Below are 24,509 nucleotides of genomic sequence, written 5' to 3'. Positions count from 1 at the left end.
GATGATCAGGACTAGCCTTGATCACCACCACCGACCGGTACCACTGTACCTGTCATATAAGATGATTCATCCGAAGCCAGGAATACAATTGCATTCACTTGCTCCTGAATCGTACCGTAGCGTCCCATGAAAGTACGGTCAATGGTCTGATCAACCACTTGCTGCATCCATTCTTTTTCAGATTCAGTCAGTGGATTGGCATTGCGCGGTACTTTACGTGGCGGTGCTTCAGTGCCACCCGTCGCGATTGCATTGACACGGATGCCGTCTTTGGCATGTTCAAATGCAAGGGAAGCAGTCAGGCCGTTCACACCACCTTTGGATGCTGAATATGGCACACGGTTAATGCCGCGTGTCGCAATAGAAGATACGTTTACAATGGTACCTTTCTGATTTTTAATCATTTCCGGAAGAACTGCGCGGCAGCACCACAGTGTCGGGAACAATGAACGGTTCACTTCCTTGATAATTTCCTCTTCAGAAAACTCCTCGAAAGGTTTCATCCAGATCGCGCCACCGACGTTGTTGATTAGCGCATCGACACGGCCATAAGTCTCAAGGGCTTTTTCAACGACTGATTGAGCACCAGCAAACGTTTCCAGATTGGCTTTGACGGTAATCGCATCACCGCCAGTCGCTTCAATTTCAGCCAGAACTTCTTCCACATAAGGGGAAAGGTCAGCCATGACGACTTGAGCGCCTTCGTTCGCCACTTGCAGCGCGACACCGCGACCAATGCCTTGAGCGGCACCGGTCACGATTACGACTTTATTTTCAAATCTTTGACGATTAGACATTGAACAAATTCCCTCTATTAGTTGGCAGAGAATTTTTCAAACAGGAAGCTTGCAGGTTTTACGCCTTCAGCATCTAGCCAGCCGCGAACTGCTTCTACCATTGGTACAGGGCCACACAGGTAAACATCTACATCACCACCATTTAGCCATTCGTTTTCGATATGACCGGTTACATAACCTTTACGCTTATGGGCAGATTCAGGGTTAGCAACCACTGTACGGTATTCGAACCACGGGAATTTTTCTTGCAGTTCGTTCAGTTTTTCAATCGCTACCAAGTCGAAATCATTGGTCACACCAAATACTAAACGCACTGGATGTTCTGAATTTTTTTCTTCCAGCACTTGCAGCATCGACATGAAGGGTGCAATACCTGTACCACCAGCCAGCATCAATACTGGACGGGTCACAGGGCGCAGGTAGAAGCTACCAAATGGACCGGTGAAAGTCATTTTTTCACCAGCTTTGGCATTGACACTCAAGAACTCACTCATTTTACCGTTCGGTACGTTACGTACCACAAAGCCGGTTAAACGGTTGCCTGGTTTAGAGCTGAATGAATAAGAACGGGTTTCAGTTGTACCTGGAATACCCACGTTCACATATTGACCAGCAAGGAAGTGAATGTCTGGTTGACCTTCATCTAACTGAATGTCAAAGGTAATGGTCGAGTCAGACAGGTTTTCAACGCGAGCCAAAGTTCCCTGGAATGCATGAATTTCTGTTTTGCAGACTTCAGAAGATGCCTGAATCTGGAACACCGCATCTGACGTTGGTTTGCATTGACAAGCAAGAATATAGCCTTCAGCTGCTTCTTCTGGCGTTAATGCATCTTCAATATAAGTTTCTTCAGGCATGTCAAATGAACCTGATTCACAAAACGCACGACACGTTCCACAAGCACCATCACGGCAGTCCAAAGGAATATTGATCTTTTGACGGTAAGCTGCATCAGACAGGGTCTCGCCTTGGGCAACAGAAATAAAACGTGTAACGCCATCTTCAAATTGAAGTGCAACATTGTGGTTTGACATGGCTGAATATCCTATATAAATCTTTGTAACTGGACCTTTCAGCCAATTTTCCATCTGGCTGAAAGGTTTTACCTGGCTGTAATAAAAACAGTCTTAAAGGTGATAAATGTCGATAACCTGATTGATGTAATCATTTTTCAGTACCACGTATTTGCTTAAAATTTGTGGTTTATCGCCTGAAAAATCGATTTCATAACGTGACATACCGAAGTAGCTGTAGCTGTTTTTGTAACGGAAACTCAAGGTATTCCAGTTAAAACGTACAGTCACTTTGTCGCCATCACGTTCAACAATTTCAATATTGCTGATGTTATGGCAGGTACGGGTATCCGGCATAGTTGCAGATGAACGTTCAGTCTTGATCCGGAACACGCGGTCTTCTAAACCTTGACGGTCTGGATAGTAAATCAATGAGATTTCAGACTGTGGATCTGTGGTCAGTTTGTCATCATCATCCCAAGCTGGCATCCAGAAAGACGCAGTAGGGGCATAACAAGTTAGCCAGTCATCCCATTGTTCATCATCTAAAAAGCGAGCTTCTTGATACAGGAACTGAGCAATATTTTCTAAAGTGATGTCGCTCATGCGTTTTCTCCTTCAGTTGATGCTGCAATTTCTTTCTCAGTCGCAATACCTTTTTTGATCAATTCTAACCAGTACTGGTGCTGAGACAGGTATAGGCCTTCGTCTTCAGTTTTAATACCAGACAGTTTTGGTTTTAAACCGATTTCATTGGCAGCATCATCCGGACCTTGAATCCAGTGTTTAGAACCACGGCACATGTCGTTCCATTCCAGCGCGATACCGGCATAACCTGCCTGACAAGCACGGAACTCTTCAAGATCGTCTGGTGTCGCCATACCTGAAGCGTTAAAGAAATCTTCATACTGACGGATACGACGGGTACGCGCTTCAGGCTCTTCACCCACAGGCGCGATACAGTAAATCGTCACTTCAGTCTTATCGACAGAAATCGGGCGCAGGACACGGATTTGTGAACCGAACTGATCCATGAAGTAAACGTTTGGATAGATACACAGGTTACGTGAACGTTCGATCATCCACTTCGCCATAGCTTCGCCATATTGCGCAGTGTATTCATCTTTCTTGGCAAAGTTAGGACGGTCTTCCGGGTTAGCCCATTGAGTCCAAAGCAGCATGTGACCGTGTTCAAAGCCGTAAGAACCACCGCCTTGTTTGCCCCATGCACCTGCGCTCATGGCACGGATGTTGTCGCCAGCTTCTTTTTCTTTACGTTGCTGAGTCGTTGCAGCATAATTCCAGTGTACAGCAGATACGTGATAACCATCAGCACCGTTTTCAGCAGTCAACTTCCAGTTACCTTCAAAGGTATAAGTCGAAGAACCACGTAAAACTTCCAGACCTTGCTCAGACTGATCCACGATCATGTCAATGATTTTGGTCGCTTCGCCCAGGTATTCTTCCAGAGAAGGAACATCCGGATTCAAGCTGCCGAACAGGAAACCTTTATAGTTTTCAAAACGGGCAACCTTTTTCAGGTCATGTGAACCGTCTTTATTAAAGCAGTCTGAATAACCCGCTTCAGCCGGATCTTTGACTTTTAATAACTTACCTGAGTTATTGAAGGTCCAGCCATGGAATGGGCAAGTATAAGTTGCTTTATTGCCTTTCTTGTTACGGCACAATTGTGCACCGCGATGCGAACAGGCATTGATCATGGCATTCAGTTCACCTTGACGGTTACGTGCAATGATGATCGGCTGACGACCCATATAGGTAGTATAGAAGTCGTTATTGTTTGGAATCTGGCTTTCATGTGCTAGATAAACCCAGTTGCCTTCAAAGATGTATTTCATCTCAAGGTCAAACAGGGCCTGGTCTGTAAATACTGAACGGTGTAGTTTAAATTCACCAGATTCATAATCATCAACCAGTAATTCGTCAATGCGGTCTAAATGGCTGGTGTTAATTACGGGAATACGAGGCATGTCCTTTCTCCGACTTTCCAAGGGGGAAGTCAGCGGGATATATCTCACGGCATATCCCGCTTCTTAATGTATTAAGCGCTAGCGCGGCGACGATCAACTTCAGTAGAAGGTGCGTCTTGTTTCTCTTTCACAAGTTCAATATCAAATTGAATGTGTTTGAAAGGACCTTTCAGACCACGTTTTGCAATTTCAGCTTCATCAGTTACGTCAGCCGCAGTTGCCACTAGACCTTCACGAGTAGCGAATGCAAAGTCATCCCACAGGTATTGGTCGCCTTCAATATTGAATTGAGTTGTCAGCTTGCGGTAACCTGGTGCAGAAACGAAGTAATGCACGTGTGATGGACGGTTACCATGACGGCCTAATTTGTCCAGTACAAACTGAGTTGTACCTTCTGGAGGGCAGCCATAACCCACTGGCATTGTCGTCAATGCAGTATATTGACCATCGGCAGCGGTAATGATGCTGCGACGCAAATTAAAGTCAGACTGTGACTTGTCAAAGAATGAGTAGTTGCCCAGGCTGTTGGCATGCCAGATTTCAACTTTAGCACCTTCAACACGGTTGCCGTCAGTATCCGTCACTGTACCTTCAATGATTAAAGTCGGGATTTTGCCTTCTTCAGAACCATCATCCATACGTGCAAAGCTTACTGTTTCAGGTGCACCAGCGACATAAAGTGGACCTTCAATCGTACGTGGCGTACCGCCAGTAATACCTGCTTTAGCATCCGCTTCATCAGCACGTAAGTCTAGGTAGTGTTCCAGACCCAAACCTGCAGCCAATAAACCTAATTCGTTCGCTTGACCGGCATCAGTAAAGTATTCCAGACCTTTCCACAGTTCTGACTGAGAAATATCAAGATCTTCGATCGCTTGGAAAAGGTCACCCAATAAACGCACAACAACTTGTTGTACACGTTCATCTACAGGACCTGTCGCTGTATCAACGTTCATTTGCTTAACTAATGCATCAATTTCTTGGCGATTCATACTATTGCTCCTAAAGTATGTCTTTCATCTTTTAGTGGCGCACTTTTTTAGCTTTCATTGGCTGGCTAAATCTGGCTGGCCACAATCCTTGTTGAGGTACCCTCTGTTTTCGATTCGGAAGGGGAATCCGGTGACTCCCAATCCGCTCATTCAATCAACTGTCGTCATCTCGAACTGAAGATGGGTGACGGTTTAATGCCATTACTTCAATGTTCATATAAGGATAGAGTGGCAAGCCCTGTAACAGGTTGTGCAACTCTTCATTGCTTTCAACATCAAAAATACTGATGTTTGAGTACTGGCCCGTGAGGCGCCAGATATGACGCCATTTGCCTTGACGCTGTAATTCCTGTGAATAAGCCTTTTCAACAGCCTTAATTTCGTTTGCCTGTTCAACTGGCAGATCACGTGGAATGTTTACATCCATACGTACGTGAAAAAGCATGGGTTTCTCCTAATTACTGACGACGCAAGTTGTCAATCTTGTTTTCATCCAACTCAATCCCCAGACCTGGTCCTTTCGGAATCTCAAGTTCAAAGTTTTGATAGTTGAGTGGGGTTTTCAAAATATCTTCAGTCAGCAGTAGAGGACCAAACAGCTCGGTACCGAACGCCAGACTTTCAAAAGTAGAGAACACATGTGCCGAAGCAATTGTGCCTACCGGGCCTTCCAGCATGGTGCCGCCATACAGGTCAATACCTGCAAGTTTGGCAATCTTGCCTACTTCGCAACCTTCAATCAGGCCACCCGACTGGGCAACTTTGACCGCAAAAACAGATGAACCGTTTTGTTTGGCAATCTCATACGCTGAGTGCGGGCCCATTAACGATTCGTCTGCCATGATGGCAACATCAAAACGTCGGGTCAGACGGCGCATGGCGTCCAGGTTATCAATTGCACATGGCTGTTCAATCAGATCAACACCGCCATCTTGCAATAACTGAATGCCTTTAATGGCTTCCAGTTCTGACCAGGCACGGTTCACATCGACACGGATCGAAACGTCTTTGCCTAAGGCTTTCTTAATTGCCAGAACATGTTCAACATCTTCTTCTACCGGACGCGAACCGATTTTCAGTTTGAAAATGTTGTGGCGTTTTGCCGCAACCATTTTCTCTGCTTCAGCAATATCTTTTTCGGTATTGCCAGAAGCCAATACCCAAAGAACTGGAATACTGTCACGTAAGCGGCCACCGAGGACTTCGCTTAATGGCAAACCTAAACGTTGTGCCTGAATGTCTAAAAGTGCAGTCTGAATCGCACATTTAGCAAAACGGTTACCATTAATATTCTTTTTGATTGCTTGTAATGTCTGTGCAACATTTAAACCGGATAATGTTTTTAAAAGAGGCGCAAAATAAGTTTCAATATTAACTTTTACGCTTTCCGGGCTTTCATCACCATAACCTAAGCCACCGATCGTTGTTGCTTCACCCCAACCGATGTAACCATCTTCAGTGGTGATTTTGACCAATACCAGCGTCTGGGTTTGCATCGTCGCCACTGCCATCTTGTGAGGGCGAATGGTTGGAATTTCTACCAGCAAGGTTTCAACTGACTTATACATAATACGGGTTCACATTCTTGCTTTAATGCTTTGACTTGATATACCTTAAAAGAATAATGTTGATTGGTCTAAGATCGATTTAGCATTTTTTTATACTTTAAAGGTATTTAGAGCCATGGAACTCAGACATTTGCGTTACTTCGTTGCCGTCGTCGAAGAACAAAGTTTTACCAAAGCGGCAGAAAAACTGTTTATTGCTCAACCACCTTTGAGCCGACAGATCCAAAATCTAGAGCAAGAGCTCGATATTCAGCTATTTGAGCGTGGTAGCCGCCCGCTAAAAACCACTGAAGCCGGTCAATTTTTCTATCAGCATGCTGTTAAACTTTTGTCTAATGCGGAAGAAATCAAATCGATGACCAAGCGGATTGGTATCGCGGATCGCACCATTAGCATTGGTTTTGTCGGCTCTTTATTGTTCGGCTTGCTGTCGCGTATTGTGTTTCTATTTAAGCAGCAACATCCCCAGCTCAAAATTGAGATGATGGAAATGAATACCTATGAACAGATTCAGGCGCTGAAAGAGGGAAGAATTGATGTCGGTTTTGGCCGTTTAAGAATCTCGGATCCTGCGATAAAACGCGTGTTATTGCGTGAAGAACGCCTAGTGGTGGCGGCTCACTCAAGTCATGTACTGGCTCATCGTGAAAATATACATTTATCTGAACTGGTCGATCAGCCTCTGTTCTTATATCCGAATACTGGAAAGGCAAATTTCTCTACCCAGGTGCGTGGCATATTTTCCGAGTATGGTCTGGAACCGAAAAATATCCGGATTGTCCGTGAGTTACAGCTGGCACTGGGCTTTGTCGCTGCTGGAGAAGGCGTCTGCATCGTACCGGAAAGCGCACAAAACATTAAATTAGCCCATCTCAAGTTTGTACCTCTAGCAGATGCTTTTGCAGTGAGTCCTGTCTTTATGGCGATGCGCAATATGGATGAAAGCGAATACATTCGTTACCTGTTTGATGCTGTGTATCAAGTCTATGATCTTGAAGCGCTAAAATACGATCGATCGGTATTTTAATCGCTAAAAATCGTGTGAATGATATAGCATTAAAAGCCTATGAGGATGCGATAAAAACAACCTGTTTTAGAAAACATAATGATTGAGTAATATATTTATTAATTAATTGAATAGTTTAATTTTACCCAGACCTTATAGGTATAAAGCCATGCCTATTCAGTTTTAGACATTATTTCCTATTTTCTGCATTGTGAGCAGCATAAGTTGAACTTCACAATTAGGAGGTGGAGATGTCTACAAATAAAGTGAATATAAATACGCTGATTGATGAAGCGAAATTCACACCCTTTCACTGGGGTATTTTGATCTGGTGTTTGCTGATCATTATTTTTGACGGTTATGACCTGGTCATCTATGGAGTGGCGTTGCCGCTACTGATGCAAGAATGGTCGCTAAGTGCGGTACAAGCGGGAATGCTGGCCAGTACTGCCTTATTCGGGATGATGTTCGGTGCCATGAGTTTCGGAACCTTGTCCGATAAACTTGGCCGTAAAAAAACCATCATGATCTGTGTGGCCATTTTTAGTGGATTTACTTTTATCGGTGCCTTTGCTACATCACCAGTCGAGTTCGGAATTTTACGTTTCCTGGCTGGCCTTGGAATTGGCGGTGTCATGCCTAACGTCGTGGCATTGATGACCGAATATGCGCCTAAACGTATCCGCAGTACGCTGGTTGCCCTGATGTTTAGTGGTTATGCCATTGGCGGGATGACTTCTGCGCTACTCGGTGCATGGTTGGTGCCACAATTTGGCTGGAAAATCATGTTCCTGCTTGCAGGCGTTCCATTGCTCATCTTGCCGATTCTATGGAAATATCTGCCAGAATCCCTGATGTACTTGACCAACAAACAACAGACGGCTCAAGCACATGATATTATTCAAAAGATCTCTCCAACACAGGTCATCACCAGTGACACCCAATTTGTACTGAATGAAGTACAAAAAGGGGATGAGGCGCCATTAAAAGCACTCTTTCAACAAGGCCGTAGCTTCAGTACCTTTATGTTCTGGCTGGCATTCTTTATGTGCCTGTTGATGGTCTACGCATTGGGTAGCTGGTTGCCAAAACTGATGATTCAGGCAGGTTACTCGCTGGGTGCAAGTATGATCTTCCTGTTCGCCCTGAATATTGGTGGAATGGTAGGTGCAATTGGTGGTGGATATCTCGCAGATAAATTCCATATCAAAAAAGTGCTGACCATTATGTTCTTATGTGGTGCCATTGCATTGATTCTGCTTGGTTTTAACAGTCCACAATTCGTGTTGTATACCTTGATTGCTGTAGCAGGCGCTGCAACGATTGGCTCACAAATTCTGCTCTATACCTTTGTGGCGCAGTATTATCCGTCGACGGTACGTTCTACCGGTATGGGCTGGGCATCAGGTATTGGACGTATTGGTGCAATTGTTGGGCCGGTACTCACTGGTGCTTTATTAACCATGAATTTACCGCATCAAATGAACTTCTTTGCAATTGCGATTCCTGGTGTAATCGCTGCGCTGGCAATTTTCCTGGTAAACTTAAAAACTTCCGTAGATGGCCAAGCCCTTGCAACACCTGATGTGAAGCCGAATTCATTGGCAAAAGAAGCGACACATTAAGTTAGATTTCAATCAATAAAGATAATATTCCCAATGATATAGATCGCCATCGTAACGGGTGGTGATCTGTTGCTAGAATCGAAACGCATAATAAAAAGCGAGTTTAGGATGAACACGACACAATTATTTAATCAACCAACAATCACATTCAAACGCACAGTTCTGATGAGCATGATGGCAATGAGTTTAGGGGGCATCAGCTTATCGACTCAAGCACAAACTTCAGCTCAGTCGAATCAGCAGGAAATTGAACAACTGCGCCAGGAAGTTCAGGCCTTACGCGCACTGGTTGAGCAACAGCAACGACAGACGGCCGTGGTCACTGCACATGTTGCAGCAACACCTGCTCCAGCAAGCAAACCAGTAATGAAAATTGCCAGTGGTGCCGAATTTAATCTTTATGGAAATATTCGTGCCGATGCCTCTTATCAGGCTGAAGGTGGTTCAGCAGCACGTATGTATAACCAGATTAATGCGGTACCTTTAGAAGGTGTCGGTGAGCGTAGTGATGAATTTAAATCTACTCTGGCTGCAACCCGTTTAGGCATGGATTTTAAAGCACCAGTCGGTGCTGGAGATAAAGCTTTAAGCGGTAAAGTTGAAGTAGATTTTCTGGGCGGCGCAAGCTTTGATAACTTGCGTATCCGTCATGCCTATATCAGCTATGCCAACTGGTTGATCGGTCAAACCTGGTCGAACTTTGCAGTGCCAGATTATATTCCGGAAACTGTAGATGCATTGGTTTACGCTGGCGGTTCAATTAAACGGACGCCACAAGTTCGTTATACCAGCACAATCAGTCCTGAAACCAATCTGGTATTTGCAGTAGAAGATCCAAAAGATGCAACCATTACTGGTATTAAACAGCGCCTACCTGCTTTAACAGCACGTTTAAATCATAAATTTGCTGATAATCTTACAGTCAGTGCCCGTGCGATGGGGAATGAAAAGCGTGTCAATGAAGATGAAAAAACTGCATGGGGTGTAGGTTTAGGTGCCAAATACGAGTTTGTTCCAGGCACCAGCTTTAAGGCAGATTATTATCATGTCAAAGGTGATAGCAGTTTTGTCTCTTACGCCAATCCAGGTGTCGTTACAGCTGCTAATGGAGATCTTCTACAGAGTGAATTCGACTCGATTACAGTCGGTCTAACGCAGCAGTTTAATGATAAATTGCGTGGTACTATAGGCTATGGTTATATGAATTTCGACCAAGATAATGGATATCTTGCTGCTCCTGGTCTGAATCTAACAGCAGTGAACAAAGACCTTTGGCAGGCTTGGGCCAATGTGTTCTATAACCCTACAAAACCGCTGAGTTTCGGCCTGGAATATGTCTATGGCGAACGTGAAGCATTGGGTGCTGCACCAAATGGCAGTACAAAAGGTGAAGACAACCGAATTAATGCGGTTGCTATTTACAACTTCTAAGACTCCTTTCATAAGAAAGTCTGATCTGTAACAGAAGCGTGGATGAATTAATCCGCGCTTTTGCTATTTTGAAGAATGGTTTCTGTCAGCAGATTGACTGCATTTTCAATATTGGCTGTCCATTCAAACGAACAATTCAGCCGAATATAATGTTGGCTGGTAGGCTCAGGCTTAAACAGCAGTGCAGGGGCAACTGAAATATGTTGTTGAAGCAATTGTTCATAGAGCTGCTGGGCATCAACTTCTTTAGGTAATTCAATCCAGAGAAAATAACCACTGGAATAATAATAAATTTCACAGATGCTTCCTAAACGTGCTTTAAGTTCCTGATAAAATTTCTTTTTATATTTTTCCAGATGCTGCCTTAAATGCCGCAAATGTTTTTCATAATGATGATGTGAAATAAACTCGACCAGCGCATTTTGAAGTAAGGGACTGACCGTTAAAGTACTCATGAGCTGTAAGTGCTGAATGGCATCGGAAAATGGACCGGCATACACCCAGCCGACACGTGCGCCCATCCCCAGCGTTTTGGAAAAAGAAGAACAGTGCAGCACCATCTGATGCTGATCAAAATATTTAACCGGTAGCGGTTTGGATGAACCATAATTTAATTCCTGATAAACATCATCTTCGATTAAATACACCTGATATGCATACAAAAGCTCCGCAATTCTCTGTTTGATCTTAGAATTGACGGTAAAACCAATCGGATTATGAGCACTCAGCATCAGCCAGCACACCTTGATCGGATACTGTTTTAAAGCCTGTTCAAATGATTCCAGATCAAAGCCAAACTGTGGATGTTCCGGAATCGTAATCACCTGTAATCCCAGACGTTCGGCTGCCTGCCAGGCACCATAAAATATGGTTTGCTGTAGCAGAATAAAATCACCGGGTTGGGTTAAGGCCTGTAAAGACAGATTCAATGCTTCTAGTGCACCGGATGTAATGACAATGTCATCCGGATTGCAGTTAACGCCTTGCAATTGATAACGGTTAGCAATCAGTTGCCGCAAGTTCTGATTGCCGGGCGGCATATGATTCTGGTTGTTATAACTGCTTTTTCTTTTGGCCTGCTGTGCCAGAATTTGCATAAATTTGGCGTTATATAACAGCTCTGCATTGGGAAAGGCAGAACCAAAAGGCACAATCTCTGCTGACTGAGTCGATTTTAAATAATTAAATACCACCGAATTGATTTGAATTTTAGGATTTAAACCAATCTGGGCGGACTGTTTGCTATTGAGCAGAGCTTGAGTGTGTTCTGCAACGTAATAGCCCGATTTGTCTTTGGCATAGACCAGACCTTGTGCTTCAAGTTCCTGATAAGCATTGAGTACAGTCATCAGGCTATAACCAGATAATTGGGTCTGTTCGCGAAGTGAAGGCAATTTTTCATGTGCCTTCCATACGCCATTTTCAATCATCTGACGAATATTTTGTGCCAGTTTTTCAGACTTATACATATACTTTCTTGAACTAAAACTGTTCTAATTATTTTGATTTATAGCATATTTTAGGATGCTTAATATAACAAAAGGGAGGAATAGGATTATTGACATTCTATTTTTAAGCTTGAGTCTTGATGCAAGACAATTAAAGTGAAAATCAGGTCTCAAATTTTCTGTGGAAATTTTATCTCTACATAAATCATATTCCCATTTTTATACGCCTCAGTCACTTGGCTTAATTTGTCACAATTCGATACTTACAAAGTTAGATTTCCTTGCTAAATTCAATCCACATGATGATAAAAAGTAAGTTACGGTTTCAGACCGAGCCATCATGCAACTATAACAACGATACGCAAATACGGACCAATAACAAGCACAAAGGAGTGGAGAATGCTCGGAAATATGATGTTTCAGCCTTTACTGATCAGCAGCATGATTGAACATGCAGGACGCTATCATGCCGATACCGAGGTAATTTCCAAAAATACCGATACCAGTATTACAGTGACCAATTGGGGAGAAATTCACCAAAACTCGAAACGTTTTGCCAATGCATTACAACAACTCGGCTTAGCGCAGGGAGATCGGGTCGCGACTATTGCCTGGAATAATCATCGCCATTTAGAGTCCTGGTATGCCATTTCTGGCAGTGGCCTGGTCTGTCATACCATTAACCCGCGCTTATTTCCGGAACAGCTGATTTTTATTATGAATGATGCTGCGGATCGCGTGGTGCTGTTCGATAAAACATTTGTCCCTTTAATTAAAGCCGTGAAAGCGCTGTTGAGCTCAGTCGAGCATTTTATCTGTCTGGATGCAGCTGATCCGGCAGTTAGAGAAGCGATACCAGAAGTACAATTTTATGATGATCTGATTGCCGGCCAAAATGCAGATTTTGAGTGGCCAACACTTGATGAAAACTCGGCAAGCTCTCTGTGTTATACATCAGGAACCACGGGCAATCCCAAAGGTGTGCTGTTTAGCCATCGCTCTACGGTATTACATAGCTATGCCATCATTTTACCTGATTCCTTAAATGTCTCGGCTGCCGACATTATGTTGCCTGTGGTGCCGATGTTCCATGTGAATGCGTGGGGCACACCGTATGCCGCTGCGATGGTGGGATGCACTTTGGTCCTTCCTGGACCGGGCCTGGATGGCGCCAGTCTGGTTAACCTGATTGATACTTATCAGGTTTCGGTAGCACTTGGCGTACCGACCATCTGGCAGGGTTTGATTGCCGCCGCAAACCAGTCAGGCTCCAAACTGGAAAGCCTAAAACGGAATGTAGTAGGTGGATCGGCATGTCCACCGGCCATGCTAAGAGCTTTCAAAGAACAGTTTAATTGTGAAACGATCCATGCCTGGGGCATGACGGAAATCAGTCCACTGGGTACAGCGAATCAGCTCAAGACCAAACATTTGCATCTGTCTGATGAAGAAAAATTGCAGATTCGTCTGTCCCAAGGTCGTCCTCCGTTCGGGGTTGACCTACGTTTGACTGATGCAGAAAAAGGGACGCATGAAATTGAACGTGATGGACAGACCACAGGAAATTTACAGGTCAAAGGGCATTGGGTCATCAGCCATTATTTCGGCAAGGAAGAGTCTGCACTGACTGATGATGGCTGGTTTGATACCGGCGATATTGCTACGCTGGATCAGGATGGCTTTATGAAACTCAGTGATCGTTCTAAAGATCTAATCAAGTCTGGCGGAGAATGGATTTCATCGGTGGAGCTGGAAAATATTGCCATGGGACATCCGGAAATTGCGATGGCTGCCGTGATTGCCGCCCAGCATCCTAAATGGGATGAGCGCCCGGTATTGATTGCCATTAAAAAGCCGGACAGCCAGCTAAGTGAAACTGATCTGCTGGATTATTATGCGGACAAGGTAGCCAAATGGCAGATTCCAGACCGAGTCGTATTTGTTGATGCGATTCCACTCAGTGGTACTGGTAAAATGCTGAAAAAAGATCTGCGTGAATTATATGGGACTATTCTTTTGGAGCAGGCAGCAGGTTAAAGCGTCATTTAATCTGAAAATCCCAATATGAAGTCAAAAAACTGATCTCGAATAGAGGTCAGTTTTTTTATGTATAGGCTAAGCAGCGTTGTCAGTTTAAAAATGCTTTTTCTCAATCCATATCGCCTTGATTGCTACTTTTAGACGATATTGTCCGACAAAAATTCATATTATATGGCTTAGGCACATAATTTGACCTGTATTGACATGGTCTCAATATGAGAATTCTTTATCCTGAGCAATATAATAATTAGACAGTTGTACATTAATGAAACTGTCTGCGGATAAGGGGATAAAAATGACAAGCATGCCAACCTATCAGCCGCATTGGATCCGGGAAGATTTCATTGATTTTATTGGTGAAAAAATCCATCCAACTTGGGCAATCAAAAAAGTTAAGGCTGCCGTTATGAGCATTCAAGCCATCAGCCCTGACTTTTTCAAAATTCACTTACGTCCAAATCATAATTTTAAAGCCAAGTCATTTCAGGCCGGCCAGAATATTGCAGTAACCATCAGACTCGATGGCGTACGTCATCAGCGACATTATTCTGTAGTGACGGTATTGAAAAATGGTGATCTGATCATTGCGGTTAAACAGCAGGGTAAAGTGTCACGTGCCTTAAGCCTGATGCAAATTGGTGCCGTGATCGAAATATCACAGCCCCAAGGCGAGTTCACATTGCAAAAATCCACTCAGCCGATTTTATTCCTGGCTTCAGGCAGTGGGATTACGGCCATTTATTCCTTGCTGCAAAAAGCAGTCATTCAATCTCTGGAACAGATCGACCTGATTTATTTCACTCGAGATGATGCTTTTCATGCTGAACTGAAAACTCTGGCTCTCATGCATCCAAACTTGAAATATCACCATTTCAATACCGTGGAACACCAGCAGCATCTGACCCAGAGCTTATTGCAAAAGCTGGTGCCAGACTTTGCAGAACGAAAAATTTATGCCTGTGGCTCTGCCGGGATGATGAAAGCTGCACTGAGAATCGTCGATAAATTAGAATTGAAATCCAATTTTCATTCAGAATATTTCCAGATTGTAGTCGATGAAAAAATTAAAGCACAGCCGGTACAGTTTTTAAGATCGCAGCAGGAATTTCAAGCCCAGTCCAATTTACTGGAAAGTGCCGAAAAATCTGGCTTGCGACCAGCACATGGTTGCCGAATGGGTATCTGCAATACCTGTTCCTGTACCAAGGTCAGTGGTTCGGTACGAAATGTCCTGACTGGTGAAATTGATCATGGTAATAACACCCAGATCAAACTATGCATTTCTCAGGCAGTGAGTCCTGTGGTGATTAATTTATAAACTATTGATAAGCCATTAATTAAACTATAAGAAGGTGCTCCCATGAATATGCAAATTGATTTTAAACGAAATAGCAAAAGCCAATTTCTTAGTCCGAAACAGATCGAGGAATTCGGTGCCAAAGTCGATGCGATCCGCCGCGAGGTCATGGATGATCTGGGGGAAAAAGACGCCGAATATATTTATAAAATCCGCAACTTTGTCCGCTATAGCGAAATTGCCTCACGCGGCATGCTGATGTTTGCCGGCTGGTTGCCACCGGTATGGCTGGCAGGGACAGGTCTGCTCGGTCTTTCCAAAATCGTGGAAAATATGGAACTCGGCCACAATGTCATGCATGGCCAGTTTGACTGGATGAATGATCCCAGTCTGAACGGTGCGACTTATGACTGGGATACGATTTCAACCGGCGATGACTGGAAATACACACATAACTATATTCATCATACTTATACCAATATTGTCGGGATGGATCATGATGTGGGTTATGGCTTGATTCGAGTCAGTGAATCGCAAAAGTGGGAACCACGTTTCCTGTTCAATATTCCACTGGGCATTCAGTTAATGGTGTTTTTCGAATGGTATGTTGGCTTGCAACGCCTGCATCTGGAAGATGTGATTGCCTATAAAACCAAAACCTGGAAAGAAGTCTGGGAAGAAGCAGCACCTTTGCGCCAGAAAATGCGCCGTCAGGTGTTAAAAGATTATGTATTTTTCCCGATCATTGCCGGGCCAAATGCCATTCCGGTATTTACCGGAAATGTGGTGGCCAATGTGATTCGCAGTCTATGGGCTTCTGCTGTTATTTTTAACGGTCATTTCACTGAAGATGCTGAAACCTTTGAAATGGACAATACCGACAATGAAACCCGTGCCGAGTGGTATTTACGCCAGATTCGCGGTTCGAGCAATTTTAGTGGAACAACTTGGCTACATATCTTGAGTGGTAATTTGAGTCATCAGATTGAGCATCATCTATTCCCGGACATGCCCGCCAATCGCTATGCGCAGGTTGCGCCAAAAATCAAAGCGCTCTGTGCAGAATATGGTATTCACTATAACGAAGCCAGCTTCATGAAACAGTTTTCTACAGTGTGGGTAGGTCTGGCTAAATGTTCTCTACCGAATCACTGGACTGAGCAGGTGGTTGAAAAAACCCATGCTGCCAAATCTGTATTCAACTACTTTAAAGCGAAACTATTGTCATAATTTTTAAGCTTTACTTATTCACCATTTTGGTACTCCTCAATAGATTTGGATGGTCTATTGAGGAATTTTTTTTAAGTTTTATCAGATTTAATATCATTAGAATAATCCTGTTTATGAATAAAATATGGATACAGATTTCAAAAAATGACGAAAGCAAAACAGATCCAGTACTGCTGAAACGCTTTGCCTACAACAACCTGCTTCAGCCCTAAGGGCTTCTCTCTATAATGGCCGCGTCGTTACACTTAAGGTCTCAGTTTTGAAACATCTTAAATATTTTTCAGCAATTCCATTATTAGTACTTTTAACTGCTTGTAACACCACTGAAGCACCCGCACCAGATTATCAGGGCAATTGGAAAAACACCGTGGAAAATCCAAAACTTGAAAATATTCTGGTTATTTCAAAAAATGGTGAAAATTATCTGATTACCAATACGATCAAAGATAAGGAAACCGGTAAAACCGAGAAAAAGAATCCAATGCCCGCTGCAGTGAACGAAAATGGCATGCTTCAGTTGAACGCAGGTGCAGGTATGGTCGATTTTGCAATCGATGAGAAAACCGGAAATCTGGTTGGTTCAGGCTCAATCTATAAAAAAGCCAAATAGTCAGCAAGATTTTTAAGCCACAAATAGTATTCAAGATGTCATGAACAAGGATGCTTCATGGCATCTTTTTTAGTGGATGTTGTTATTGAATGAACTTAATAATTCAGCAAAATTTTCGACATAATAATTTGCTTTGGCTTTAATCAAATCTATTTCATGAGCGGAGTGCTGGTCATAAATTCCCACTACCTCGATGCCCGCATGATTTGCTGCTTCTACACCGACTAGAGAGTCTTCAATAATTAGACATTCCTCAGGTCGAAGGTTAAAGGCTTGCAAAACATTCAGATAAACTTCGGGATGAGGTTTAATGTTCTGGACATTTTCACGGGTGAGAATCAAGGAAAAGTCCTCATCAAAGCTGATTTTAGAGTTAATATTTCGATTGTTATCCTGATAGCGCTGTACATTGAATAAACTGGTGGTGGTGGTCAAAGCCAGTGATATCTGTTGCTGTTTTAAAGCCTGAATCAGGAGGTCTGCCTGAGGTTTTAACTCGACGATATAATCAAGAAAATGTCGGGAAATACTATAACGACGATTTTTTACTTCTTCTTTAGCTGGTTCAAAACCGTATTGTTCTTTTAAAAATCCACAATATTCCAGATAAGGATCTGGTCTATGTCTCAAGGCGGTAAGTTGAAGATCGCGCTGTTGCTGAATCTCATGTAAATCGACTTTTCTGTTGGAGAGCTCATCAATCAGGGCTGCATCGACCTGATTCCAGATGCCTACAGAATCAATCAACGTACCATCCAGATCAAAACAGACCAGCTTTTTATCCTGAAACATATAAGATTTCTCTGTATTTTTACCATTTATTGGGTGTGGCTGAGTATATCGCATACGATTTAAATGTTTAACTGACCTGAGCAAACCGGGCTGGAAATTTTGCGTTGAGGTACTTGTTGAGGTACTTTTTAATGGATTTATTCATCTGGCAAAAGTATTTTTTTCGGAAAATTACAGCGAGTTTAATCCTGAAAATAGTTGCGAAGTGTTATATTTTAATCTGACGATAAATGAACTTATGCGGATGAAAGACCTGTCCGAATGATGAGAAAGTTAAAGGAAATGTATTTCTGTGTTTGAACTTGACTGTAAATTGCTCAGTATTTTTTATTATGTCTATAAATTTAAAAACGTATCTCAGGCAGCCGATCATTTAGATATGAGCCAGCCAGCGGTGAGCAATCTGCTGAATAAAATTCGCCAGCATTATGGTGATCCTTTATTTTTACGTATTGGCAATGAAATGCTGCCGACAGACCTGTCCAAACAGCTCTTTCCCTTGGTCAGCGAAGCACTGAGCAAAGTTGAAGCAATCAATAATTTTACGATCAATTTTGATCAGGTCACTTCACAGCAGCGCTTTACACTGGCGATGACCGATGTATCACATCTGGTGTTATTGCCAAAAATTTCCCAGTATCTGAAGCAGCATGCATCCCATATCCGTCTGAATGTGCGTCCGATTACATCGGAAACCAGTTATCAAATGGCCAATGGTGAGATTGATCTGGCTTTGGGCTTCTTGCCAAATCTGGAGAATGGCTTTTATCAGCAGAAACTGTTTGAGCAATATTATGTGGTGATCGCGGCGAAAGACCATCCGCGGCTCACGGGTGACAGCATCACGACAGAAGAGTATTTACGTGAAACCCATATTGATATTGATGCCGGGATGGGGCATTACCATATTGAAAATGAATTGCTGAATCTGGAACTTAAGCGTGACATTCTAATGCGTCTGCCAAGTTATCTGGGAGTCGGACTGGTAGTGCAGGAAACCGATGCGATTGCGACCGTGCCTTATTATTTGAGTGAAGTCCTGTTATCACGTGGCAATCTCAAGATCTTTAATGCGCCAATTGCGTTCCCGACCTATTCCGTAAAGCAGTATTGGCATATGTCCTGTCATCATAAAACCAGCCATCAATGGTTACGCAATATGCTGCATGAGATTTTAAGTAAATAACTCTACAACTTAAATAGTTTGATTGAGTTCTCATCTCTAGATTTTAAACTCCCGGTTCAAGCCGGGATTTTTTTATTTTGGTACATCTTGATGCCTTTTTCAGAGCCTTGCACCTGAAGTGATCAGTTCCATCTCAAAAAAAAGTATTACGAATATAAAAAATAGTATTACCAGTTTGGCACGTCCTTTGCATCTATCTACTCAATCATAAAGTGATCTAGGGTTCCGATACATGAAGATTCATGTAGGTCTGCGACCGAGAGTTCACGGCTTAAGTTTCAAGCTCAAGCTACACGGAGGGATAAAAGCCCGGGAGGTAAACCGTACAAGATTGGGATGGATGCATATGAGCACAACTACTTATCACGAAGATCAAGTCCTCTGGACTGAACGTTTACCGGGTGGACACCACTGGTCAGCACGCATCCAGCGTGGCGCAGTTTTACAACTTAAATCTTTAGGCGCAAATGCCAATGTTTCACTGTTTTGTGTGAATAGCGAAGATAAGCTTGAAGCCTATAACATGCCAGACAGCTTAAAAGGTCAACACAGCGCATTTTTAAGTACAGGGCACATTTTGGCGTCTGATTTAGGTCGTACGATGATCTCGATTGTTAAAGATGACCATGGTTGGAATGATGCCTTTTGTGCGCCAAGTACCGCACAGCAAATTGGAGCACAGTTTGGTACGAAGACCTTCCAGGATGCCCGCAACGACATGTACCGCAATGCTAAAGACAGCCTACTTTTAGAGATGACCAAATTTGGTTTATCTGCGACGGATCTGAGTAATACCTTAAATCTATTCTCAAAAGTTCAACCGGATGACAATGGCAATTTAACTTATGTGAAGTCTGACAATACCGACCAAGTAATTGAACTACGTTTTGAAATGGATTGTTTGGTGTTTTTATCGAGTGCGCCACACGCTTTAGATAATTCGACGGAATATGCACCTGCCGATATTCAACTGTCACTGTTTAAAGCTCTTCCGCTACAACAGACCGATGTCTGCCGTGACTCATGCCCGCAAAATCAGCGCGCGTTCCACAATAATCATCGTTATTACGCATTAAGCGCTTAATTGGGGGAATACAACATGACAGCTTTAGTTAATTTAGAAAAATCAGTACTTAGCGAAGTATGTCCTGCCGGTGAAGCATGGATGTGCGAAGTCAAAAAAGGGCAGTATTTCCGTATTGTTGATCTTGAAGGCAACCAAGCGGTGGATACTTTGTTTATTTCCGCTTCAAACCCAGAAGAGCGTTATAGCGCAACTGATACTTTGGCGATGAATCGTCAAATTTATTTAGAGAAAGGCACAAGCTTATATACCAACTTTGGTAATAAAATCGCCACCATTCATGATGATAACTGTGGTCGTCACGACACTTTAGGCGGTGCATGTTCATGTGAAAGTAACACAGTCCGTTATGCGCATGATAAATACCCAATGCACAGTTGCCGTAACAATTTCATGATTGCGTTGTCACAACATCCGATTGCTAAAAAGCATGGCTTAAATGTACGCCACATTGGTCCAAATATTAACTTCTTTATGAATGTACCTGTAACTTCGGACGGTCATCTTAAATTTGATGACGGTATTTCTGCACCGGGAAAATACGTGGAAATTAAAGCCGAGATGGATTTAATCGTGCTGATCTCCAATTGCCCGCAACTGAATAACCCTTGTAATGCCTATAACCCAACAAAAATTCAACTGATTGTCCGTGAAGGCGAGGTATAAGACTATGACTTTAAAATATGGGTTTAATAAAGTTCTCATCGCCAACCGTGGTGCAATTGCTTGTCGTGTCATCCGTACCCTGAAAAAACTTGGTATCCAATCGGTTGCGGTGTATTCAGAAGCGGATCGTGATTCACTGCATGTGACCTTAGCGGATGAAGCGGTCTTTATTGGTGATGCACCTGCAAGCCAAAGCTATCTCAATGTCGATAAAATCTTAGAAGTGGCGAAACAAACAGGTGCACAAGCCATTCATCCAGGTTATGGCTTCCTCTCTGAAAATGCCGAATTCTGTAATCTGTGTGAAGCTCAAGGCATTGTATTCTTGGGACCAAATGCCGAGCAAATGAAAGCTTTTGGTCTCAAACATACTGCACGTGAATTGGCAATTCAAGCCAATGTGCCGTTATTGCCGGGTAGTCAATTACTCGCTGATGAAGCTGAAGCACTGCTTGAAGCGGAACGTATCGGTTATCCTGTGATGCTCAAAAGTACCGCTGGCGGTGGTGGTATTGGTATGCGTTTGGTGTGGAATGCTGAAGAGCTGAAAGATGCTTACACAACCGTGTCGTATTTAGCGCAAGCGAACTTTAAAGATGCAGGCTTGTACCTCGAGAAATTTGTGCAAAATGCGCGTCATATCGAAGTGCAAATCTTTGGTGATGGCAATGGCTTAGTTTTAGCTTTAGGCGAGCGTGATTGTTCGGTGCAACGTCGTAACCAAAAAGTGATTGAGGAAACACCTGCGCCACACATTACAGATGAACAACGTGCTTATATCCAAAACGTTGCGATTCAATTGATGCAGTCAGTTAATTACCGCTCGGCTGGTACGGTTGAATTTGTGATGGATACCGACACCCAAGAATTCTATTTCTTGGAAGTGAATACCCGTCTACAAGTGGAACATGGTGTCACTGAGCAAGTCTTTGGTGTGGACCTTGTGGAATGGATGGTGACCTTAGGCAGTGGTGATTGGGTTGCTCCAACGTCAAAACTTGAGTCGCAAGGTCATTCGATTCAAGTGCGTTTATATGCCGAAGATCCAATCAAAAACTTCCAACCAAGTGCAGGGCTTTTAACGCATGTTGCGTTTGATGCCAATGCCCGTAATGAAACTTGGGTAGAAACCGGCTCCAATGTCTCGTCGTTCTATGACCCGATGATTGCCAAAATTATCGTCACAAGCGATTCTCGTGATTCTGCCATTCAAGCCATGACGGATACTTTGGCTAAAACTTCGGTTGCCGGCATTGAAACCAATCTTGAATATCTGCAAAACATTATTGAGGGTGAGGTCTTTAAAGCAGGCACGCAAACCACACGCTTCTTAAATACCTTTGAGTGGAAAACCCAAAAAATCGAAGTGCTACAAGCGGGTATTCAAACCGCCGTGCAAGATGTCACAGGTCGTTTGGGCTACTGGGATGTCGGTGTGCCACCATCAGGTGCTATTGATCCGCTGTCTTTAAATGTCGCAAACCAATTGTTGGGCAATGCACCAAATACCGCAGGTTTAGAATGTACCCTACAAGGCCCAAGCTTAAAATTCCATTGCGATAGCCAAATTGTGCTTGCAGGTGGCGATATGCCATCGACTTTGGATGGCGTTCAAGTTCCGATGTGGCAAACCGTGAATGTACGTAAAGGTCAGGTGCTGAAATGTGGCAAGATCGCCACAGGTTGCCGTACTTATATCGGGATTAAAGGTGGTCTGAATGTGCCTGAATATTTAGGCTCACAAGCGACTTTTACCTTGGGTCAGTTTGGCGGTCATGCGGGGCGTAATGTACTGATTGGCGATATGCTTCCAATCACGGCATTTACATCTGATGACGTGAAAGCCTTAATAGAAGATCAAATCCCAACATTTTCCAATTCTTGGGAAATTGCGGTGATGTACGGTCCACATGGTGCGCCTGATTTCTTTACCAAAAACGACATTGATACCTTCTTTGCCAACGAGTTTGAAATTCACTTCAACTCCAGCCGTACCGGAATTCGTTTGATTGGTCCAAAACCAGAATGGGCTCGTCAGGACGGTGGCGAAGCGGGTCTGCATCCATCCAATATTCACGACAATGCTTATGCGATTGGTGCCATCGACTTTACTGGGGATATGCCAATTATCTTAGGTCCAGATGGCCCAAGCCTCGGTGGTTTCGTGTGTCCTGCGGTGGTGATCAATTCTGAGCTTTGGAAACTCGGTCAGCTCAAAGCCGGCGATAAAGTCAAATTTGTACCTCTCAGCTATCATCAAGCGAAATTGCTGAACGAAAAATATCATGCACAGCTTGAAGCATTGGATACCCAAGAAGTTTCATTTAATGAATCCTTCTATCCGGAACTGGCTACGTTGAAAAATGCCGTACTGGATACCTTAAAAGGTGAAAACGGTGCGCCGGACGTGGTGTATCGACCAGCGGGTAACAACTATATGTTAGTGGAATATGGTGAGCTGGTGCTGGATCTGAACCTGCGTTTCCGTATCCATGCCTTGATGCAATGGGTACAGAAACAAAATATTCCGGGCATTATCGACCTGACACCGGGCATCCGTTCGCTGCAAATCCATTTCAATTCAATCAAGCTGGATCAGCTCGACCTATTGCGCCTGTTGCAAGTGGCTGAAACTGAATTGCCTGATGTGACTGAAATGGAAGTGCCATCGCGTACGGTATATCTGCCACTTGCTTGGGAAGATTCGCAAACCCAGTTGGCAACTGAACGCTATATGCAAACTGTGCGTCCAGATGCGCCATGGTGTCCGGACAATATTGAATTTATCCGTCGTATTAATGGCTTAAAAGACAAACAAGCCGTGAAAGAAGTGGTCTATAACGCGAGTTATTTGGTCATGGGGTTGGGCGATGTGTATTTGGGTGCGCCTGTGGCAACGCCACTTGATCCGCGTCAGCGTTTAGTGACGACCAAATATAACCCTGCACGTACCTGGACACCTGAGAATGCCGTGGGTATTGGTGGTGCGTATATGTGCGTTTACGGTATGGAAGGTCCGGGTGGTTATCAGTTTGTCGGTCGTACTTCGCAAATGTGGTCACGCTACCGTAAAAACCCTGACTTTGAACAAGGTATGCCGTGGTTACTGCGCTTCTTTGACCAAATTAAGTTTTATGAAGTGTCTGAAGCGGAACTCATGCAAATGCGTGAGGACTTTAAAGCAGGGCGTTTAAAATTACGCATTGAAGATGGTGTATTGAATCTAAAAGAATACAACGACTTCTTAACTGAAAACCAAGAATCTATTTCGGCATTTAAAGCGGTGCAACAAGCCAACTTTGATGCAGAGCGCCGTCGCTGGCATGAAGCAGGTCTTGCGGAATATGTCTCTGAAAGTCTAGATGCTGTGGATGATGGCGAAGGTGTTGAAGTGCCTGAAGGTGGTTGTGCGGTGGAATCACATATGCCGGGTTCAATTTGGAAAATTGAATGTCAGTCAGGCGATATTGTGGAAGAAGGTGCGACCTTAGCTGTGATTGAAGCGATGAAGATTGAGATTCCCATTATTGCGCCTGAGCGTATGCGTGTTGATGCAATTACCATTGAAAAAGGGCAGACGGTAAAAACGGGGCAGGTGTTGTTTACGTTAGCGCCAGTGGCTTGAGGAATTAGAAAAAAAGACCGCTTAGGCGGTCTTTTTTGTTTATTATTCACTCATTAAATATTATAGTTACACAATAACAACACTGTTGATTGTGAAAAGTTAAGAGCT

Annotated in this window: 20 protein-coding genes and 1 riboswitch; of the genes, 11 read left to right on the top strand and 9 right to left on the bottom strand. The window is 43.5% G+C overall.

Going from position 1 to position 24,509, the window contains the following annotated elements:
- Nucleotides 1-11: 11 nt before the first annotated feature.
- The 7 genes from benD to F893_RS10390 all read right to left on the bottom strand — a co-directional run bounded on the left by benD (nt 12) and on the right by F893_RS10390 (nt 6,361).
- A complete protein-coding gene (gene benD, locus F893_RS10420) occupies nt 12-797 on the bottom strand; it encodes a benzoate diol dehydrogenase BenD (protein WP_005251917.1) in 786 nt (261 codons plus the stop codon).
- A gap of 17 nt (nt 798-814) precedes the next feature.
- Nucleotides 815-1,831, bottom strand: a complete 1,017-nt coding sequence (gene benC / locus F893_RS10415) for a benzoate 1,2-dioxygenase electron transfer component BenC (RefSeq protein ID WP_005251911.1) — start codon at nt 1,829-1,831, stop codon at nt 815-817.
- A 93-nt stretch (nt 1,832-1,924) separates the two neighbouring features.
- Nucleotides 1,925-2,416 (bottom strand): benzoate 1,2-dioxygenase small subunit, encoded by a 492-nt coding sequence (gene benB / locus F893_RS10410; RefSeq protein WP_005251910.1) that lies wholly within the window; start codon nt 2,414-2,416, stop codon nt 1,925-1,927.
- Complete coding sequence (benA, locus tag F893_RS10405) at nt 2,413-3,801, bottom strand: benzoate 1,2-dioxygenase large subunit (protein ID WP_005251909.1); 1,389 nt, start codon at nt 3,799-3,801, stop codon at nt 2,413-2,415. The genes benB and benA overlap by 4 nt, the downstream gene beginning before the upstream one ends.
- Before the next feature lie 71 nt (nt 3,802-3,872).
- The gene (gene catA, locus F893_RS10400) at nt 3,873-4,793 is read right to left on the bottom strand and encodes a catechol 1,2-dioxygenase (RefSeq protein WP_005251908.1); all 921 of its coding nucleotides are present in this window, start codon (nt 4,791-4,793) and stop codon (nt 3,873-3,875) included.
- A gap of 154 nt (nt 4,794-4,947) precedes the next feature.
- The gene (gene catC, locus F893_RS10395) at nt 4,948-5,238 is read right to left on the bottom strand and encodes a muconolactone Delta-isomerase (RefSeq protein ID WP_005251907.1); all 291 of its coding nucleotides are present in this window, start codon (nt 5,236-5,238) and stop codon (nt 4,948-4,950) included.
- Between the two features lie 13 nt (nt 5,239-5,251).
- Nucleotides 5,252-6,361 carry a muconate/chloromuconate family cycloisomerase gene (locus F893_RS10390; protein ID WP_004647035.1) on the bottom strand — a complete coding sequence of 370 codons (1,110 nt, stop codon included), beginning with the start codon at nt 6,359-6,361 and terminating at the stop codon, nt 5,252-5,254.
- Nucleotides 6,362-6,476: 115 nt separating this feature from the next.
- Here F893_RS10390 and F893_RS10385 point away from each other — a divergent pair, with 115 nt between their 5' ends.
- From F893_RS10385 to F893_RS10375, 3 genes are all read left to right on the top strand, one after another.
- Nucleotides 6,477-7,388 (top strand): LysR family transcriptional regulator, encoded by a 912-nt coding sequence (locus tag F893_RS10385; RefSeq protein WP_005251905.1) that lies wholly within the window; start codon nt 6,477-6,479, stop codon nt 7,386-7,388.
- Nucleotides 7,389-7,618: 230 nt separating this feature from the next.
- On the top strand, nt 7,619-8,992 hold the full coding sequence (locus tag F893_RS10380; RefSeq protein ID WP_005251903.1) for an MFS transporter: 1,374 nt from the start codon (nt 7,619-7,621) through the stop codon (nt 8,990-8,992).
- A gap of 108 nt (nt 8,993-9,100) precedes the next feature.
- Entirely contained in the window at nt 9,101-10,423 is a 1,323-nt protein-coding gene (locus F893_RS10375) for a DcaP family trimeric outer membrane transporter (RefSeq protein ID WP_005251901.1), read from the top strand.
- Nucleotides 10,424-10,470: 47 nt separating this feature from the next.
- On the opposite strand, the gene F893_RS10370 is transcribed toward F893_RS10375, so the two are convergent.
- Entirely contained in the window at nt 10,471-11,892 is a 1,422-nt protein-coding gene (locus tag F893_RS10370; RefSeq protein WP_005251900.1) for an aminotransferase-like domain-containing protein, read from the bottom strand.
- 378 nt (nt 11,893-12,270) lie between these two features.
- Between F893_RS10370 and F893_RS10365 the strand changes: the two genes are divergently transcribed.
- From F893_RS10365 to F893_RS10350, 4 genes are all read left to right on the top strand, one after another.
- Nucleotides 12,271-13,908 carry a long-chain-fatty-acid--CoA ligase gene (locus tag F893_RS10365; protein ID WP_005251899.1) on the top strand — a complete coding sequence of 546 codons (1,638 nt, stop codon included), beginning with the start codon at nt 12,271-12,273 and terminating at the stop codon, nt 13,906-13,908.
- A 298-nt stretch (nt 13,909-14,206) separates the two neighbouring features.
- Complete coding sequence (locus F893_RS10360) at nt 14,207-15,229, top strand: flavin reductase family protein (protein ID WP_034436146.1); 1,023 nt, start codon at nt 14,207-14,209, stop codon at nt 15,227-15,229.
- 42 nt (nt 15,230-15,271) lie between these two features.
- Nucleotides 15,272-16,438 carry a fatty acid desaturase family protein gene (locus F893_RS10355; protein WP_005251897.1) on the top strand — a complete coding sequence of 389 codons (1,167 nt, stop codon included), beginning with the start codon at nt 15,272-15,274 and terminating at the stop codon, nt 16,436-16,438.
- Between the two features lie 259 nt (nt 16,439-16,697).
- Nucleotides 16,698-17,048: a hypothetical protein gene (locus F893_RS10350; RefSeq protein ID WP_004280391.1), complete on the top strand. Its 351-nt coding sequence runs from the start codon at nt 16,698-16,700 to the stop codon at nt 17,046-17,048.
- A gap of 69 nt (nt 17,049-17,117) precedes the next feature.
- Here F893_RS10350 and F893_RS10345 read toward each other — a convergent pair whose 3' ends face one another.
- Complete coding sequence (locus tag F893_RS10345) at nt 17,118-17,840, bottom strand: HAD family hydrolase (protein ID WP_005251895.1); 723 nt, start codon at nt 17,838-17,840, stop codon at nt 17,118-17,120.
- Between the two features lie 292 nt (nt 17,841-18,132).
- Between F893_RS10345 and F893_RS10340 the strand changes: the two genes are divergently transcribed.
- From F893_RS10340 to uca, 4 genes are all read left to right on the top strand, one after another.
- Nucleotides 18,133-19,026 (top strand): LysR family transcriptional regulator, encoded by an 894-nt coding sequence (locus F893_RS10340; RefSeq protein ID WP_004280389.1) that lies wholly within the window; start codon nt 18,133-18,135, stop codon nt 19,024-19,026.
- A 206-nt stretch (nt 19,027-19,232) separates the two neighbouring features.
- Nucleotides 19,233-19,344, top strand: a riboswitch (guanidine-I (ykkC/yxkD leader).
- A 28-nt stretch (nt 19,345-19,372) separates the two neighbouring features.
- On the top strand, nt 19,373-20,110 hold the full coding sequence (locus tag F893_RS10335) for an urea amidolyase associated protein UAAP1 (protein WP_034436144.1): 738 nt from the start codon (nt 19,373-19,375) through the stop codon (nt 20,108-20,110).
- 15 nt (nt 20,111-20,125) lie between these two features.
- A complete protein-coding gene (locus F893_RS10330; RefSeq protein WP_005251889.1) occupies nt 20,126-20,776 on the top strand; it encodes an urea amidolyase associated protein UAAP2 in 651 nt (216 codons plus the stop codon).
- Between the two features lie 4 nt (nt 20,777-20,780).
- Nucleotides 20,781-24,401, top strand: a complete 3,621-nt coding sequence (uca, locus tag F893_RS10325; RefSeq protein WP_005251887.1) for an urea carboxylase — start codon at nt 20,781-20,783, stop codon at nt 24,399-24,401.
- The last annotated feature ends 108 nt before the right edge of the window (nt 24,402-24,509 follow it).

Origin of the sequence: Acinetobacter sp. CIP 102136 (assembly GCF_000369685.1) — a bacterium.
GTDB classification, from domain to species: domain Bacteria; phylum Pseudomonadota; class Gammaproteobacteria; order Pseudomonadales; family Moraxellaceae; genus Acinetobacter; species Acinetobacter fasciculus.
Note: the sequence above shows the minus strand (reverse complement) of the source record. Positions and strands in the feature narration are given on the sequence as shown.

Coding starts and splice junctions, on each gene's coding strand:
- F893_RS10380 (WP_005251903.1), top strand. CDS start 7,619: ATGTCTACAAATAAAGTGAATATAAATACGCTGATTGATGAAGCGAAA.
- F893_RS10390 (WP_004647035.1), bottom strand. CDS start 6,361: ATGTATAAGTCAGTTGAAACCTTGCTGGTAGAAATTCCAACCATTCGC.
- benD (WP_005251917.1), bottom strand. CDS start 797: ATGTCTAATCGTCAAAGATTTGAAAATAAAGTCGTAATCGTGACCGGT.
- catC (WP_005251907.1), bottom strand. CDS start 5,238: ATGCTTTTTCACGTACGTATGGATGTAAACATTCCACGTGATCTGCCA.
- catA (WP_005251908.1), bottom strand. CDS start 4,793: ATGAATCGCCAAGAAATTGATGCATTAGTTAAGCAAATGAACGTTGAT.
- F893_RS10345 (WP_005251895.1), bottom strand. CDS start 17,840: ATGTTTCAGGATAAAAAGCTGGTCTGTTTTGATCTGGATGGTACGTTG.
- F893_RS10330 (WP_005251889.1), top strand. CDS start 20,126: ATGACAGCTTTAGTTAATTTAGAAAAATCAGTACTTAGCGAAGTATGT.
- F893_RS10365 (WP_005251899.1), top strand. CDS start 12,271: ATGCTCGGAAATATGATGTTTCAGCCTTTACTGATCAGCAGCATGATT.
- F893_RS10360 (WP_034436146.1), top strand. CDS start 14,207: ATGACAAGCATGCCAACCTATCAGCCGCATTGGATCCGGGAAGATTTC.
- benB (WP_005251910.1), bottom strand. CDS start 2,416: ATGAGCGACATCACTTTAGAAAATATTGCTCAGTTCCTGTATCAAGAA.
- F893_RS10375 (WP_005251901.1), top strand. CDS start 9,101: ATGAACACGACACAATTATTTAATCAACCAACAATCACATTCAAACGC.
- benC (WP_005251911.1), bottom strand. CDS start 1,831: ATGTCAAACCACAATGTTGCACTTCAATTTGAAGATGGCGTTACACGT.
- uca (WP_005251887.1), top strand. CDS start 20,781: ATGACTTTAAAATATGGGTTTAATAAAGTTCTCATCGCCAACCGTGGT.
- F893_RS10385 (WP_005251905.1), top strand. CDS start 6,477: ATGGAACTCAGACATTTGCGTTACTTCGTTGCCGTCGTCGAAGAACAA.
- F893_RS10370 (WP_005251900.1), bottom strand. CDS start 11,892: ATGTATAAGTCTGAAAAACTGGCACAAAATATTCGTCAGATGATTGAA.
- F893_RS10355 (WP_005251897.1), top strand. CDS start 15,272: ATGAATATGCAAATTGATTTTAAACGAAATAGCAAAAGCCAATTTCTT.
- benA (WP_005251909.1), bottom strand. CDS start 3,801: ATGCCTCGTATTCCCGTAATTAACACCAGCCATTTAGACCGCATTGAC.
- F893_RS10335 (WP_034436144.1), top strand. CDS start 19,373: ATGAGCACAACTACTTATCACGAAGATCAAGTCCTCTGGACTGAACGT.